The following is a 15,626-nucleotide window of genomic DNA, read 5'->3' on the forward strand; positions in this document are numbered from 1 at the left end:
TCGAGCAGAGAATGGCTTCTGCGCTGGCGGAATACGGTTTACTCGGTGAGCTGGTCGACGCGTTGGGATCGCCGCTGAACATCGTTCTGCCGCAGCAGCTCGCGGAGAACGTCCAGGAATTCCGCAAGGTCTATTCCGAGCATCACCTTGCCGGACAGATCTACTACGCGAACAAGGCCAACCGGTCCAGCGCGCTGGTGCGGGAACTGGCCGCCACCGACGCCGGCATCGACGTCGCGTCGCTGGCCGAGCTGCAACACGCGCTCGGCGCCGGGTTCGGCCCCGACCGCATCGTGGCGACCGGGCCGAAGAACCGGGACTTCCTCTGGCTCGCGGCCCGGGCCGGGGTGACGGTCAGCGCCGACTCGACGGCCGAACTCGCGGCGCTGGCGGCGATCGTGACCGAGCGGGGGCTGCCGCGGGTGCGCGTCACGGTCCGGCTCTCCGGCTTCCCCTCCCAGGGGTGCGGGTGGCCAGCCGGCCCAGCCGGTTCGGGGTCGCGGCGGCCGACTTCGCCGCGACGCTGGACTGGATCGAGCAGCGGGCCGGCGCCCTCGACCTCACCGGGGTGGCGTTCCACCTCGACAGCATCGGGACGTCCGAGAAGGCGGTGGCACTGGCGGGCTGCCTGGCCGCGCTGGACGCCTGCCGCGCCCGCGGCCTGCGACCGTGGTCCGTGGACATCGGCGGCGGCTTCGGGGTGAACTATCTGGCCGACGGATCGCAGTGGGAGCGGTACACCTCCGCGTTGACCGAGGCGATGCTCGGCCGCCGCGCCCCGCTCACCTGGAACGGACACGGCTACGGCCTGCGCGCCGAGCGCGGCACGATCCGTGGCTCGCTGAGTGTGTACCCGGCGTACCGGCCGCTGGCCGGCGCCGCGTACCTGGACCGGCTGTTGCGCACCGACGAGCCCAGCCACCGCCGCCCGCTGGGCGCACTGCTGCTGGACAGCATGTACGACCTGCACGTCGAGCCGGGCCGGGCGCTGCTCGACCAGTGCGGCATCGTGCTGGCCACCGTCCTGGCGGTCCGGGACAGCGGCGGCGAGCCGGCGGTGCTGCTCGACCTCAACGCCCGGGACGTGAGCATCGAGGAGCACGGCGTGCTGATGGACCCGGTGGTGGTGCACCGCGGCGAGCCCGGGGAGACCGGCCCGTTCGGCGGCTACCTGTTCGGCAACCTCTGCCTGGAGGCGGACCTCATCACCCGGCGCAAGGTGTTCCTGCCGTCCCGGCCGCGCGCCGGCGACCTGCTGGCGTTCGTCAACACCGCCGGGTACCTCATGGACTTCAGCGCCACCCGGGCACTGCGGCAGCCGGTCGGCCGCAAGGTCGCGATGTACCGCGACGGCGGCCGGTGGGCGTGGTGCCTGGACGAGCGGTACTGGCCGGTTCGGACGCGGACGGAGACAGCATGAGATTCGACAGCGTCACCGACGCCATCGGCAACACGCCGCTGGTGCGGATCGACCCGGCGGTGCACGGCCTGCGGCACATCGACCTGTACGCCAAGATGGAACTGCTCAACCCGTTCGGCTCGGTGAAGGACCGGGCGGCGTGGAACATGGTCCGCCCGCTGCTGGCCGGCGCGGCCGAGCGCGGCGACACGGTGGTCGAACTTTCCAGCGGCAACACCGCCAAGGCGCTCGCGGTGATCTCCGGCATGCACGGGCTGCCCTTCAAGAGCGTGACCAACCGGATGAAGGTGCCCGAGGTCAAGGACCTGCTCCTGCTGCTGGGCGCGGAGATCGACGAACTGCCGGGCCAGGCGGAGTGCCTGGACCCCACCGACACCGACGACCCGCTGACCCGGATGCACCAGCGGCTGGCCGCGGCCGGCACCGGCTACGTGCACACCGACCAGTACTTCAACGACCTCAACGTGGACGCCCACCTGCACGGCACCGGCCCGGAGATCGTCAAGGACCTCGGCGGGCAGGCGCCGGACCACTTCATCGCCTGCGTCGGCACCGCCGGCTCCTCGACCGGGGTGGCGGCCGCCCTGCGCCAGCACAACCCCGAGGTACGGGTGGTCGGGCTGGTCGCGGGGAAGTCCGACTTCATCCCCGGCATCCGCACCATCGACGAGGTGCACGAGGTCGGCCTCTTCGAGCCGGACGTCTACGACAGCATCGAGACCATCAGCGCCGACGACGCCGTGGACGGGCTGCTCACCCTGGTCCGCCGGTGCGGCATCCTGGCCGGACCCACCGGCGGTGGCGCCTACCAGGGCGCCGTGCGCCACCTGCGGGCCGTCGACGCCGGGCTGACCGGTCGCCGTACGGCGGTCTTCATCGTCTGCGACCGGGTGGAGAGCTACCTGAGCTACCTGCGGGACCGCCGTCCCGAGCTGTTCGGTCTGCCGCCCCGGCGCAACTCCACCCGTACCCTGACCGACGCCGAGGTGGCCGGGGCGCCCACGCTCGACGTGGCCGGCGCCGGGCGCTGGGTGGCCGCGCGGCGCGGCCTGGTGATCGACCTGCGCAGCCCGTTCGCCTACCAGGCGCTGCACATCGACGGCGCGGTGAACATCGTCGACGAGTTGTTCGCCGAGCTGCTGCACGGCGGCCTGCCGTTCGGCCGGGAACAGCCGGTGCTGCTGGTGTGCCCGGTCGGGGAGAAGTCCGCCCGGTACGTGGCGCTGCTGCGCCGGATGGGGCACCGCGAGGCGTACTCGCTCGCCGGCGGCATCATCGCCTGGCGGGACGCCGGCGCCGAACTGGTGCGAGCCTGACATGGCCCGCCCCGACGGCACGGCCCGCCCCGACGGCACGTCCCGCCCCGACGGCGCGTCCGGCGCCGAGGGCACGGCCCGCCGCGACGGCGCGGCGCTGTCGCAAGGCGCGGCGCTGCCCGAGGACCTGGTCGGCTGGCACGAGCGGCTGCGCGGCCAGTTTCCCATCATCACCGCGAACCCCGACGTCTCCTATCTGGACAGCGCCGCCACCGCGCAGAAGCCGCGGGCCGTACTGGACGCGGTGACGACCTATCTGAGCACCGGCAACGCCAACGCCGCCCGGGGCACCTATCCCTGGGCCAACCGCACGACGGCCCGCATCGAGCAGGCCCGGGACCGGGTACGGCGGTTTCTCGGCGATCCCGACCCGGAGCGCTCCGGCGTGCACTTCGGCAGCGGCACCACCGAGGGCCTGCGGGCGGTCGCGCTGGACTGGCTCGCCCCGCAGTTGCGCGACGGCGACGAGATCATCGTCCCGTTCGCCGACCACGCCGCGAACATCGAACCCTGGCTGGAGGCCGTCGGGCTGCTGGCCCGGCAGGGGATCCGGGTCCAGCCGCGGGCGATGCCGTACGACGCCGCCTTCGACTACGACACCGACCGGCTCGCCGGCATGATCGGTGCGCGGACCCGCCTGATCGCCGCCACGCACGTGCACCACGTCTACGGCAACGACATGAACGTGCACCGGCTGCGCGCGGTCGCCGGGCCGGACGTACCGATCTGCCTGGACGCCGCGCAGGGGGTGGGCCATCTGCCGCTGTCGGTCGCCGAGACGGACGTGGACTTCGTGGTCTTCTCCGGGCACAAGGCGATGGCGCTGCCCGGGACCGGTGCGGTCTGGGCCCGTAACCGGCGCGGCCCGGTGTATCACCCGGCCGGCTGGAACGGCTCGCCCAACACCAGCGGCATCATCAGCCTGGCCGCGGCGCTGGACTGGCTGGAGGACGCCGGGCTGGAGCGGATCGCCCGCTGGAACGCCGCGCTCGGCGCGCGGCTGACCGACGGCCTGCGGGCGCTGCCGAGCTTCGAGGTGCTGGGTTGCCAGCGCAGCCTGGCCGCCGACTCGCCGGTGCAGCGGCGCAACGGCATCGTCGCGTTCCGGCACCGGGCGGTCGGCTCGAACGATCTCGGCTTCATTCTCGCGGCGGACGGCATCATGGTCCGCGCGGACGGGCACTGCCAGGGTGACCAGGGCGAGAAGACCGCTTCGGTACGGGTCAGCCTGCACGTCTACAACTCGGTGGCCGAGGTCGACCACCTGCTGACCGTGCTGGCCGCCCTGGACCGCGCGTCCTGAGCCGATCCGCGCCGCCCGGCGGGAAATGTCGGGTGGTGGCCGGGTCGCCGGCTATCCTATCGGAAATGGTTTCCGTTACCGTGTGGCGTCCCCGCCCGCACGCCGCTCCGGAGTACGCGCATGGCAACGCTGACACCCGCGCCCCAGGTGGCGCTCGACACCGACCTCCTGCTGCGGTTGCGCGACGACTGGGCGCGGGTGATGGGTGCCTTCGCTCCCGGTCTGGCCGACCTGGAGAACGTACTGTGCCGGGCGGCCGAGGCGGTGTGCGGCCGGGCGCCGCAGCGGGTGCTCGACCTCGGCGGCGGCCCCGGCCTGCTGGCCGAGCGGATGTCGCGCCGCTGGGCCGGCGCCGCGGTCACGCTGGTGGATCTTGATCCGGTGCTGCTCGCGCTGGCCCGCGCCGCCCTGCCCGGCACGGCGCGGGCGCTGGAGGGGGATCTCTCGACATCGGACTGGGTGCGTCCGGCCGGCGGCGGACACCACCTGGTGACGGTCGTGATGGCGCTGCACTACCTGTCGCCGGCCCGCGCCCGGGTGCTGTACCGGGACGCCCGCCGGGTGCTGGCCCCCGGTGGCCTGCTGGTGGTCGCCGACCTCATCCCGGATGACGGCGCCGCCGCGCTGATGCGGGCGCTGACCCCGGCCCCGGACCTGGCCGCGGCCGAACTCGCCTGGACCGGCTGGTGGGACGGGCTGGCCGCGGTGACGGCGCTGCGGCCGCTGCTTTCGGCCCGCGCCGCGGTGTTCCGCGACCGCCCGCCGGCCGAGTTCACCGCCCCGGTGTCCTGGCACGCCGCGGCGGCGCGCCGGGCCGGGTTCCGGCAGGTCGGCGTCGTGTGGCGGTGCGGTGCGCACGCCGCGGTCGCCGCCGTCGCCTGAACCGGCCGCCGTGCCCGGCGGGCGTCCCGGGCGGGTCGACACATCGTCACTTCATGATTAGACAATGCAAAATGAAAACGATTACCGTTTCTGGTCTGAGGAACGGAGTGATACACGTGAAGCATGGGCAACGCACCCTGGCGGCCGCCGTGGCCGCCGCGGTTCTGACATTTGTCGGCGGATGCGGTTCGAGCGGCGGCGACGCCGCGGGCAGCGCTCCGTCGTCCGGCGACGCGCTGGCGGTGGTGGCCACCACTCCCGAGGTGGCCGACTTCGTGCGCAACATCGCGGGCGACGACGTGACCGTCACCCAGATCATCAAGCCGAACGTCGACCCGCACGAGTACGAGCCGACGCCGGCCGACATCCAGGCCATCGGCGCCGCGAAGGTGGTCGTGAAGAACGGCGTCGGCCTGGAGTCCTGGCTCGACCAGACCATCGAGTCGGCGGGCTTCGCGGGCACCGTCGTGGACGCCAGCCAGGGCGTGCAGCTGCGCGCGGGCGACCCCGACGACGAGGAGACCAGGGATGGCGACCCGCACATCTGGCACAACCCGCAGAACGCCAAGATCATGGTCCAGAACATCGAGCGGGGCCTCGCCACCGCCGACCCCGCACACGCCGCGACGTACCAGGCGAACCTCGGCAGCTACTCGGCGAAGCTGGACAAGCTCGACGCCGACAATGCGGCGGCCTTCGCCAAGCTGCCGGCCGACCAGCGCAAACTGGTCACCAACCACGACGCGTTCGGCTACTACATCGACCGGTACCAGCTGGAGTTCGTCGGTTCGGTCATCCCCAGCATGGACACCTCTGCCGAACTGAGCGCCAAGCAGCTCAACGACCTGGTCGCGAAGATCAGGTCGACCGGTACGAAGGCCATCTTCACCGAAAGCTCGCTGCCGCCCAAGACCGCCGAGGCCATCGCGAAGCAGGCCGGGGTCAAGGTGGTCGGCGGAGAGGATGCCCTGTTCGGGGACAGCCTCGGCGAGCAGGGGACGCCGCAGGGCACCTACCTCGGGGCCGAGGAGCACAACACGCAGGTGATCGTCTCGGCGCTGGGCGGCTGACATGAGTGATGTCGCGGTGGCCGGCGCGGCCCTCAACTACGCCTGGGTCAGCGCCGGCTACCACGGCACCCCGGTGCTCACCGACGTGGACCTCGAACTGGCGGCCGGGCAACGGCTCGTGCTGGTGGGGCCGAACGGCGCGGGCAAGTCCACGCTGATCAGATCGGTGCTCGGCCTGGTGCCGGTGCTGGGCGGCACGGCCACGGTCCTCGGCCTGCCGCCGGCCCGGGCGCGGCTGCTCACCGGGTACGTCCCGCAGACCGACGCGCTGGACGCCGACTTCCCGGTCACCGCGGCCCAGGTGGTGCTGATGGGCCGCTACCGGCGCATCGGCTGGTGGCGACCGACCCGGTCGGTCGACCGGCGCGCCGTGCGGGACGCGCTGGACCGGGTCGGGCTGGCCGACCGGGCCGGCCACCAGTTCGGGACGCTGTCGGGTGGGCAGCGCCAGCGGGTGCTGCTGGCCCGGGCGATCGCCGCCGAGCCGCGGCTGCTGCTGCTCGACGAGCCGTTCAACGGGGTCGACGTGGTCAGTCAGGAAGCCATCGTGTCCGTGCTGCGCGAACTCAGCCGGGCGGGCACGGCCCTGGTGCTCAGCACCCACGACCTCACCGTCGCCCGCGAACTGGCCGACCTCGTCTGCGTGCTCAACGGCCGGCAGTGGGCCCTCGGCCCGCCGGCCACGGCGCTCACCGCCGAGGTCCTGCGCCGGGCGTACGGGGCACACGCGATCGACGTGGAGCACGGCCGGACCGTGCTGGTGGAGCCGTGATCGAGCCGTTCGGCACGCCGTTCATGGCCCGCGCCCTCACCGAACTGGCCCTGCTGGCGGTGATCTGCGGGCCGGTCAGCGTCTTCGTCTTCGCCCGGCGGCTCTCCTTCGTCTCGGACGCGCTCACCCACACCGTGTTCCCCGGCGTGGTCGTCGGCTTCCTCTCCGGCGGGGTGGAGGGCATCTTCGCCGGGGCGCTGGTCGCCGGGGTCGTCACGGCCGTGGCGCTGACCCTGCTGACCCGCGGCGGCGTGCTCTCCGACGACGCCTCCACCGCCGTGGTGCTGACCGCGATGTTCTCGATCGGGGTGGCCCTGGTGTCGCGGCGCTCCTCGTACACCGCCGACCTGACGACGTTCCTGTTCGGCCGCATCCTCACCGTCACGCCGCGCCAGCTCGCCGAGACCGCCGTCCTCGCCGTGGTCATCCTCGTCCTGCTGGCGATCGGCGCCCGCGCCCTGATCTTCCGCAGCTTCGACCCGCTCGGCGCGGAGGCGGCCGGCTACCGGATCGGCTGGCTGGACCTGTGGCTCAACCTGCTCGTCGCGCTCGTGGTCGTCGCCGCGGTCCGGGCCGTCGGCACCATCCTGGTCGTGGCGCTGCTCATCGTGCCCGCCGCGGCCGCCCGGATGGTCACCTCCCGGCTGCTGGTGATGGCCGCGGTCGGCACCGGGCTGATCCTGCTCGCCGGGTACGCCGGACTGCTCGCGAGCTGGACCGCGTCCGTGCGCTACGGCGTCTCGCTGACCTCGGCGTCCGCCGTCGTCCTGGTCCTCGTCCTGGCCTACCTGCTGCTCCTGCCGATGGGCGTGGCGCGTCGCCGGCGCGACCCAGGGCGGTCCCGACCCCGCACCGAACGGAGTTCCCCACATGAGCTGGTGGGATGACACGCTGCACCGCGCCACCATCGAGGTGCTGCTGGCCGGTGCGCTCGCCGGGCTCATCGGCGTCCAGGTGGTGCTGCGCCGGCTGTCCTTCTTCACGATGGCACTGACCCACGCCACCTTCCCCGGGGTGGTCGCCGCCTCGATCATCGGCCTCGACATCCTGCTCGGCGGCGCGGTGACCGGCGGGATCATCGCGCTCGGGGTGGCCGCGCTCAGCCGCCGCCGCGGTCAGAACGCGGCCGGCGCCACCGGGGTGCTGCTGTCGGCCGGGTTCGCTCTCGGCGCCGGCCTGGTGGCCACCCAGAGCGGGTTCACCCGGGACCTGTCGTCGTTCCTGGTCGGCTCGATCCTCACGGTCGGCACCGAGGATCTGGTCATCACCGCGGCGGTCCTCGTGCTCGTGGCGGCCGTGCTGCTGTTCTGCGCCCGGCCACTGACGTACACCGGATTCGACCGGGCCGGGGCGCGGGCCGCGGGCTATTCCACAGGCGTCTGGGACGTGGTGCTGCTGCTCACCATCGAGGTCGTGGTGGTGACGGTGGTGCCGGCCGTCGGCACGATCCTGGCGCTCGCGCTGATCGTGGCCCCGGCCGCGGCGGCCCGACCCTGGTCGAGCCGGCTGAGCGTGATGTCCGGCCTGGCGGTCGCCCTCGGTGCCGCCAGCGGCCTCGGCGGGCTCTACCTGTCGACGCGCTGGAACATCGCCGCCGGCGCGAGCATCACGCTGACCGCCACGGCGCTGCTGGCGCTCTCCCTCCTGCTGTCCCGGTACGCCGGCGTCCGCCGGCCGCGCCCGGCGGCGACCACGGTGCCGGCATGAGGCTCCAGCGCACCGCGCCCGATGATCCGCTCGCCGCGCTCGAACGCGCGGTGGTCGTGCTGCGCGGCATGGCCTACGAGCACCGGCTGCACATCCTCGTCCTGCTGCTCGACGGCGAGCAGACCCCGGCATCGCTGGCCGAGGCCATCGCGGCCGAGCCGACCGCCATCGCGCACCACCTGCGCTACCTGCGCGCCGCCCGGCTGATCCGACGCCGGCGCAGCGGCCGGCAGGCGATCTACACGCTGTACAGCGAGGCGACCCGGGGGCTGATCGCCGAGGTGCTCCGGTACGCGCACAGCGCCGAGCGCCAGAGCGACTGACAGCGCCAGAGCGACTGACAGCGCCAGAGCGAGTGACAGCGCCAGTGCCAGCGCCAGCGCGAGTGACGGACCGCCCGGCCGGGTGATCGACCCGTCTTCGGCGGAGTCGGGGGAGCCGGACCGCCGGTCTAGGCCGTGCGCAGGTCCACGGTGTGCCAGACGGTGGTCTCCTGCGCGCCGGTCGACCAGGCCAGCACGCCGTTGCGGAAGAAGACGGTCGCGGCGATCGGCGACAGCAGCACGGTCTGCCCGGTGCGCAGGTCGTAGCTGACCAGGATCGCCGTGCCGGTCAGGTCGGAGTTCGGGCCGGGCTCGGAGAGCACCTCGAACCGGTCGAGGACCGCGACGTCGTCCAGCGCCGCGAGCGCGTTGCGGCCGGCGACCGTGCGGCGGCCGGATCCGTCCGGGTGCATCAGGTCGATCCGGACCAGCTCGCCGGAGTCGATGACCGTCACCCGGCACCAGGTCGGGCTGCACGTGGCCAGCTCACCCCCGGCGGTGCGTACCTCGGTCCGCCCGCCGGTGCCCAGGTCGCGCAACACGGTGGTGCTGGGCCGGCCGCGGGTGCCGTCGGTGAGCCACGGCCACCGGGACAGCGCCCACCTGCCCGGCTCCGCGCGGACCCGCACCGCGCCGCCGGAGAGCGCGACGGAACGGATCTCGGTGATCTCCGTGCCCCGGGCCGCCGCCCAGTACACCCGGCCGTCGACGATGCGCAGGCCGTTCTCGGTGCCGTCGAAGACGGCGTCGCCGGTGTCGGCGGTCACCTGGCGCGGGGAGCCGCCGGCGTCCAGGCCCAGCACCCAGATGCGCACCCTCCCGTCCTGCGCGCTCTCGGTCCAGGCGACCGTGTTCCCGGCGACGGTCAGGTTGTCGAAGACCGGGTTGTCGGCGTACGGCAGGCGCCGCAGCATGCGGGTGCCGCCGTCGGCACCGCGCAGCAACAGCCGCAGCCACAGCGCGTCCGGGCTGGGCGCGGTGCCGATCGCGGTGTGCGGGTCGAGGAACAGCAGCGGCTGGAACAGCGGCCCGTCCGGCAGGCTGCCGGGCAGCTCGCCGCGCCGGGCGGCCGGCCAGGCCCGTTCGGCCGAGACCCGTCCCGGTGGCGGCGCCGGTGCCGCCTGCCATCCGCCGGCGACCAGGACGGCGCCGGCCAGCAGCGCGACCACCAGGCTGGCGACGGTCCAGACCCGGGTACGCAGGGACCGCCCGTTGCGCGGGCTCACGCGTACGGTTGCTTCGGCTCGCTGATCTGCCGCCAGTCCTGGACCTCCAGGTAGGCGATGTCCACCTCGTTGACCGGGTCCTTGCCGACCGTCGGGCTGTAGACGCCCACGACCTCCACCCAGGTGTCCGGGGCGGCCTCCACGGTCCGGTCCCCGGTCAGGCCGATCTTGATGGGGCGGCCGTCGGCGGCGCAGCAGGTGAGCACGATCCGGGCCAGCATGGGCCGGCCGTCCGGACCGGGCGTCACGAAGCCGGTGAGCCGGACGGTGCGCCCGGCCATGCTCTTCCCGCCGTCGAAGATCGCCCGGGAGGCGTAGTCGAGCAGGCTGATCGGCGCCGGGTCCCCGGGCGGCAGCGGCGGGTAGTCGGAGTCCGACGCGCTGGCGGTGAGCGTGCCCGCCTGGCCGGCGGTGTACGAGCCGAGCGCCGGCGGCGCGACCAGCAGCAGGCAGAGCACGGGGAGCAGCAGCAACCAGCCCACCCGCGGTTCGTGCTGGTCGTGACCGTGGTCGTCGCCGTGGTCGTCGCCGTGGTCGTGGCGGTCGCCGTCGCGTACCTGGTCCCGGTCCCGATGCCCGTCCCCGGGCGCCGCTGCGGGCGTGCGCAGGTCGTACCAGATGGTCATCACCGCGGCGGCGATCAGCAGGATTCCGGCGCCGAGCAGGAACGGGCGCAGGCCCTCCCTGACGTAACGCAGGAAGACGTCGGTGAGCGTGGCCTTCACGATCGTCGCGCCGAACAGCAGCATGACCACGGCCTGACTGAGCCGGTTCACAGCAGCACCATCCCGACCGCCGAACCCACCACGATGGCCGCGCCGAACGTGGCGGGGGCGAACCGGACCGCGAACCGCCGCCCGAAGACGCCGGCCTGCATGGAGATCAGCTTGAGGTCGACCATCGGGCCGACCACCAGGAACACCAGGCGCGAGGTGAGCGAGAACTGCGACAGCGAGGCCGCCACGAAGGCGTCCGCCTCGCTGCAGATCGACAGCAGCACGGCCAGCGTGGCCAGGGCGAGGACGGCCAGCACCGGATTGCCGGCCAGGCTCTGCAACCAGGCGTCGGGCACGATCACGTTGATGGTGGCGGCGGCGGCCGCGCCCACCACGAGGAACCCGCCGGCGTGCATCACGTCGTGCCGGCACGCCGCCCAGAACGCCCGGGTCCGGGAAAGGTCGTCCAGGTCGGGCCGGTGCGGCAACCGGATCCACCCGGTGCGCCCCAGGCGCAGCCACAGCCACCCCATGCCCACGGCGACGGCCAGGCTGGCGACGCCCCGGGCGATCGCCATCTCGGGCCGGCCCGGGAACGCCACCACCGTCGCGGTGAGCACGATCGGGTTGATCGCCGGAGCGGCGAGCAGGAAGGCCAGCGCGGCGGCCGGGGTGACACCGCGCCGGATGAGCGAGCCGGCGATCGGGACGCTGCCGCACTCGCAGCCGGGCAGGACGACCCCGGCCAGCCCGGCCGCGGGCACCGCCAGCGCCGGATGGCCGGGCAGCGCCCGCGCCCAGAACGACCGGGGGACGTACACCGCGATCACCGCCGACAGCACCACCCCGAAGACCAGGAACGGGGTGGCCTGCACCAGCACCGAGACGAACACCGTGGTCCAGGTCTGCAGGCGGGCACCCGAGACCAGCCCGCTCAGCGGCCCCCGGAGCGCGACCAGCAGCACCAACAGGCCGGCGAGGATCTCCAGCGAGCCGATCCGGGACGGCCGCCGGGTCCGGCCGGCCGGGGTGGGCTCCGGCGTCGCCGACCAGTCGATCTCATCGGCGCCGATGGCTCGCCGGGCGCTCGTGCTCTCCGGTGCGCTCAACACCTTCTCCCAAATCGTGGATCCCGCTGTCTGCCGGGCAATTCATGACGTCCGACCGGGGGCGGACCGCGTTCCAACCTACTGGTTGTTCCGTTATCGGAGATGACCGGTCCGGTGGAATTTTCCGTGCGAATTGAAATGTAAATATGTTGGAGTGTGCATTTGTTGTCGATGGGTGCGGCGGGCGGCCTCCCGGAGAGCCGACCGCCCGCGCCGACATCGGGACCCTCCACTACGCTGCACCGGTGGCGAGGAGCGCGGACAGCGAATCGGCGACCCGGGCCGGGCGGCTCAAGGAACGTGTCTATCTGACCTTCGCGGCCCTCGCCGTCGTGCTGGCGCTCGCCTCGCACGAGGTCTCCGCCGGGGAGGCCCTGCTGACCCTGGTGGTCACGGTGACCGGCACCCTGCTGGCGGTCCTCGTGGCCGACGTCGTGTCGCACATCGTGGTGCACGCCACGCTGCCCGATGAGCGGGAACTGCGCGGGATGCTGCGGACCAGCTTCGGCGCGTCCGGCGCCGTCTACCTGCCGCTGCTGTTCGTCGCGTTCGCGGTCTCCGGCCGCTGGTCGGTCGCCCTGGCGCTGCGCGCCTCGACGATCGCGCTCGTCTCGGCCCTCGTGGTGATCGGGTATCTGGCGATCCGCCGGCTCCGGCTGCCGACCCGGCAGAAGCTCGTCGTGCTGCTCGCCGAGTTCGTCCTCGGCGCCGCCGTGGTGGCGCTGGAACGACTCGCCCACGGCGCCGCCTGACCCGACCCCTGTCCGCCGCCCGTCCCGTTGATCACGGCGTTTGTCGCGGGTGCAGGGGCTTCCAGGCGCCGGAGGGCCGGCGCACCGTCAGCCCGAGACCCAGCAGCGACAGCACCGCGCCGGCCGCCGTGAGCCAGCTCGGGAGCTGCGGCGGAATGCCCAGGTACGTCGCGATGCCCAGGATGCGGTGCAGCCCCCAGGGCAGCAGCACCAGTTGGTCGTTCCAGGTCGCGAGGGACCGTTCCAGGCCGGCGGACCAGACCACCGCGCCGAGGACGAGCAGCGGCACGCCGGCCGCCAGCGTGACGGCACCGGCGACCCGGCGGCGCGACCAGCCGTACCGGGACCGCAGCACCGAGCCGGTCGCCACGAAGAGCCAACAGAAGGCCGCGAATCCGACCGTCACGTACACCGACCGGGCCGTCGGATCGGTCCAGAACACGAACCAGTAGTGGCCGGGACCGCGGACCGCCAGCACGGCCAGCAGCAGCACCGACCGCAACAGGGCCACCCCGCCGAGCACGGTCCACAGCGGGTACGGGTCCCGGCCGCGCACCAGCAGCCGGACGGTCAGCGCGAACAGCGCCCAGCAGCCGAGCGTGCCGAGCAGTTCGACCGGTGCCGCGAACCAGGTGTGGATCTCCCGGCTGAGCAGCAGCACGGCGGCCGGGAAGAGGATCGCGACCCGGCGTGCCGTCCGGGTCGGCGGCGCCGGGCGGCGCCACGGCAACAGCGCGGCCCGCCAGAGGTCACGCACCGGCCGCCACGGCACCAGCATCGACACCACGAGCAGGCCGAGCAGGATCCGCGCCAGCGCCGCCATCGCGGGGTCGCGGTCGAACCGCCGACCACCCAGATCCGCGGCCGTGAAGTTGTACGCGGGCAGGTCCAGGTCGGCGCCGTAGCTGGCGACGTACGCCGCGCGCGCCCGCTCGTACCGGGCCTGTGCCGCCGTCCACCGCTCGCGTGCGGTGGCCGAGCCGGTGTCCAGCCACTGCGCCCGGCTCAGGAACATCGTCCGGTACGCGCCGAGCGTGGCGTACAGGTCGTGCTGGTAGTCGAGCGCGGCGAGCAGCCGGGTCCGCAGCCGCGGGTCGCGCCAGGTCGCCGGGTCGGTGGCCGCCACCGTCGCGCGCTGCCGGTCGGCGAGCGCGACCGCCTCGTCGCCCGCGGCGATCGTCTCGTCCAGGTGTCCGCGGCTGATCGCGTAGATGCTGTCCAGCACGGCCGAGTCGCCCGTGACGATGTCCCACTCGAAGATCCACATCATCGGTGGCGGTTCGAGGCCGAGCGCCCGCGCGGCGTGGTCCGCGTACGGCGTGAGGTAGAGGCCCTTCGTCACGGCCTCGCGGGACGCGGCGAACATCCGGCAGATCGCGGCCACCGTCGCGGGGTCGGACGAGAACGTCTGGTACACCCAGTCGCTGGTGATGGTGCCCGGATCGGCGTCCGGCTCGCGGGCCAGCCGTCCCATCGCGTACGCGTTCAGGTCGTACAGCTGCCAGAACCCGGTACGCAGATAGAGCGTGCGCGGCCCGGCGTGCAGCGGGCCGCCGTCCTGCGTCCACAGCCAGACACCCTCGATGTGCGGGTTGCGGGCCAGCAGCAGCGCGAGCGCCGACGCGTGCAGCGCCGTCAGGTCGTTGGGCAGCGCACCGAGGCCCTCGAACTCGCGCCGGCCCTGGAACTCGACGATCCGCCGCTGGCCCCCCACGGTCAGCGTCCCGTTCAGCGGCAGGTGGCTGTAGAAGTCGCCCTGGGTGTACTTGGTCGAGACGATCAGGTGCGGATCGTCGAGATCCCCCAGCACCCGCTGGTAGGAGTCGGCGTTGGTGTGCAGGTCGCCGACCGCGCCGACGCCCACCGTCCAGGACCGGAAGATGATGTCCCGGCCGCTGTCCCCGGCCACCGCGAGGAACGCCGTGAGCATCGAGCGGACCTGTTCCGGTGTGGTCACCGCGATGCGCGAGAAGTAGTCCCAGCCCGGCGCCCGGTACGCCGAGCCGCCCTCGCCGATCCGGATCATCAGGCCGGAGGCGAACGGCATGCTCGCGAACAGCTCCCGCAGCCCGGCCTGGTAGACCGCCCACGGGTCCCGCTGGCCGGCGAGGTAGGCGTCCAGCGGCCCGGACAGCGCCAGCATGTCGGTCATGAAGTAGACCCGCATGCCCAGCTGCGCGGCGTACCCGAAAACGGGCGCGAACGCCGTCACCATCGCCCGCGCCCGCGCGACGTGCGGGTCGCCGGCGGGGTAGACGGCGTGCCCGTCGCCGACGCCCGCGAACGTCACGTACTCCAGGAAGCCCGGCACGACGACGCCGTTGTACCCCTGCGCCGCCGAGTGGTCGATGAACTGCCGGAACTCGGCGGCGATCCGGTCGACGGCGGCCCGGTCGACCCACGGCGCCCGGGGCAGCAGCGCGCCGGCCACGATGTCGGAGTTGAGCGAGTAGTCGCCGCCCTCCTGCCACAGCGCCGCGTCGTCCGCGCGGCCCACCGAGCCGGCGTCGGTCAACCGCAGACCCAGCCTCGGGGCCACCGGGCCGGTACGCAGCGGCTCGCCGGACCGGATCCGGTCGGCCACCGCGTAGAGGCCGACCGCCGCACCCGCCTCGCCCGCGGCGGTCAGCGTGTAGCCGGCGGCGGTCCGGTCGAGCCGGTAACTCTCGTCGGCGGCGTCCGCGCCCACGGTCACGGTGAGCACGCCCCGCCCGCCCCGCCCACCCCGCCCGGCGGCGGCGTCGGTGACCGCACGGGCCGCCAGGTCGAGCCGGTGCGTGTGCCGGTCCAGGGTCACCGTCCCGATCGGCGCCGCGACGGCGGCCCGCTGCGACACCGCGACCGACGGCTCGGCCAGCACCGGCGCGGGCGTCCAGGACAGCCGCAGCGCACCATTCAGCCCGTACGCCACGCCCGCCCCGAGGGCGAGCAGCACGACCACCACCAGGAACCGGCGCATGCCTATTTCTAGATCACGACGGCCGCCGTGACCAGCCGCTGTCCGTGACCGGCCGCTGTCCGTGACCGGCC

General features: G+C 73.4%; 14 protein-coding genes and 1 pseudogene. 11 read left to right on the top strand and 4 right to left on the bottom strand.

Annotated elements, in window-relative coordinates; all coding sequences use genetic code 11:
* Positions 1-158 precede the first annotated feature (158 nt).
* From CIK06_RS31840 to CIK06_RS09240, 10 genes and pseudogenes are all read left to right on the top strand, one after another.
* Positions 159-383: pseudogene (locus CIK06_RS31840) on the top strand (Y4yA family PLP-dependent enzyme); the annotation flags it as partial.
* 80 nt (positions 384-463) lie between these two features.
* Positions 464-1,420, top strand: coding sequence for a hypothetical protein (locus CIK06_RS31845; RefSeq protein WP_255408554.1), 957 nt, complete (start codon positions 464-466; stop codon positions 1,418-1,420).
* Positions 1,417-2,736, top strand: coding sequence for a pyridoxal-phosphate dependent enzyme (locus tag CIK06_RS09205; RefSeq protein ID WP_095564479.1), 1,320 nt, complete (start codon positions 1,417-1,419; stop codon positions 2,734-2,736). The genes CIK06_RS31845 and CIK06_RS09205 overlap by 4 nt, the downstream gene beginning before the upstream one ends.
* Position 2,737: 1 nt before the next feature.
* A complete protein-coding gene (locus CIK06_RS09210; protein ID WP_095564480.1) occupies positions 2,738-4,039 on the top strand; it encodes an aminotransferase class V-fold PLP-dependent enzyme in 1,302 nt (433 codons plus the stop codon).
* A gap of 120 nt (positions 4,040-4,159) precedes the next feature.
* Entirely contained in the window at positions 4,160-4,921 is a 762-nt protein-coding gene (locus CIK06_RS09215) for a methyltransferase domain-containing protein (RefSeq protein ID WP_095564481.1), read from the top strand.
* A gap of 116 nt (positions 4,922-5,037) precedes the next feature.
* Positions 5,038-5,991, top strand: a complete 954-nt coding sequence (locus tag CIK06_RS09220; RefSeq protein WP_232534097.1) for a metal ABC transporter substrate-binding protein — start codon at positions 5,038-5,040, stop codon at positions 5,989-5,991.
* A gap of 1 nt (position 5,992) precedes the next feature.
* Positions 5,993-6,763, top strand: coding sequence for a metal ABC transporter ATP-binding protein (locus CIK06_RS09225; RefSeq protein WP_095564483.1), 771 nt, complete (start codon positions 5,993-5,995; stop codon positions 6,761-6,763).
* Positions 6,760-7,650: a metal ABC transporter permease gene (locus CIK06_RS09230; protein WP_095564484.1), complete on the top strand. Its 891-nt coding sequence runs from the start codon at positions 6,760-6,762 to the stop codon at positions 7,648-7,650. The genes CIK06_RS09225 and CIK06_RS09230 overlap by 4 nt, the downstream gene beginning before the upstream one ends.
* Positions 7,634-8,470 (top strand): metal ABC transporter permease, encoded by an 837-nt coding sequence (locus tag CIK06_RS09235; RefSeq protein ID WP_095564485.1) that lies wholly within the window; start codon positions 7,634-7,636, stop codon positions 8,468-8,470. Before CIK06_RS09230 ends, CIK06_RS09235 begins: the two co-directional genes overlap by 17 nt.
* Complete coding sequence (locus tag CIK06_RS09240) at positions 8,467-8,793, top strand: metalloregulator ArsR/SmtB family transcription factor (RefSeq protein WP_095564486.1); 327 nt, start codon at positions 8,467-8,469, stop codon at positions 8,791-8,793. The genes CIK06_RS09235 and CIK06_RS09240 overlap by 4 nt, the downstream gene beginning before the upstream one ends.
* Positions 8,794-8,921: 128 nt before the next feature.
* Here the strand turns inward: CIK06_RS09240 and CIK06_RS09245 are convergent, their stop codons facing one another.
* Genes CIK06_RS09245 through CIK06_RS09255 form a run of 3 tightly spaced genes read right to left on the bottom strand, consistent with a single transcriptional unit; the run spans position 8,922 to position 11,844 of the window.
* Complete coding sequence (locus CIK06_RS09245) at positions 8,922-10,019, bottom strand: hypothetical protein (protein WP_232534098.1); 1,098 nt, start codon at positions 10,017-10,019, stop codon at positions 8,922-8,924.
* Positions 10,016-10,795, bottom strand: coding sequence for a TIGR03943 family protein (locus CIK06_RS09250; protein ID WP_095564487.1), 780 nt, complete (start codon positions 10,793-10,795; stop codon positions 10,016-10,018). The genes CIK06_RS09245 and CIK06_RS09250 overlap by 4 nt, the downstream gene beginning before the upstream one ends.
* The gene (locus CIK06_RS09255) at positions 10,792-11,844 is read right to left on the bottom strand and encodes a permease (RefSeq protein WP_369916122.1); all 1,053 of its coding nucleotides are present in this window, start codon (positions 11,842-11,844) and stop codon (positions 10,792-10,794) included. Before CIK06_RS09255 ends, CIK06_RS09250 begins: the two co-directional genes overlap by 4 nt.
* A 245-nt stretch (positions 11,845-12,089) precedes the next feature.
* On the opposite strand from CIK06_RS09255, the gene CIK06_RS09260 reads away from it, so the two are divergent.
* Positions 12,090-12,596 (top strand): hypothetical protein, encoded by a 507-nt coding sequence (locus tag CIK06_RS09260; RefSeq protein WP_095564489.1) that lies wholly within the window; start codon positions 12,090-12,092, stop codon positions 12,594-12,596.
* Positions 12,597-12,627: 31 nt separating this feature from the next.
* Here CIK06_RS09260 and CIK06_RS09265 read toward each other — a convergent pair whose 3' ends face one another.
* Positions 12,628-15,555 carry a hypothetical protein gene (locus CIK06_RS09265; protein ID WP_095564490.1) on the bottom strand — a complete coding sequence of 976 codons (2,928 nt, stop codon included), beginning with the start codon at positions 15,553-15,555 and terminating at the stop codon, positions 12,628-12,630.
* Positions 15,556-15,626: the final 71 nt, after the last annotated feature.

It is taken from the genome of Plantactinospora sp. KBS50, from assembly GCF_002285795.1.
Lineage (GTDB): Bacteria > Actinomycetota > Actinomycetes > Mycobacteriales > Micromonosporaceae > KBS50.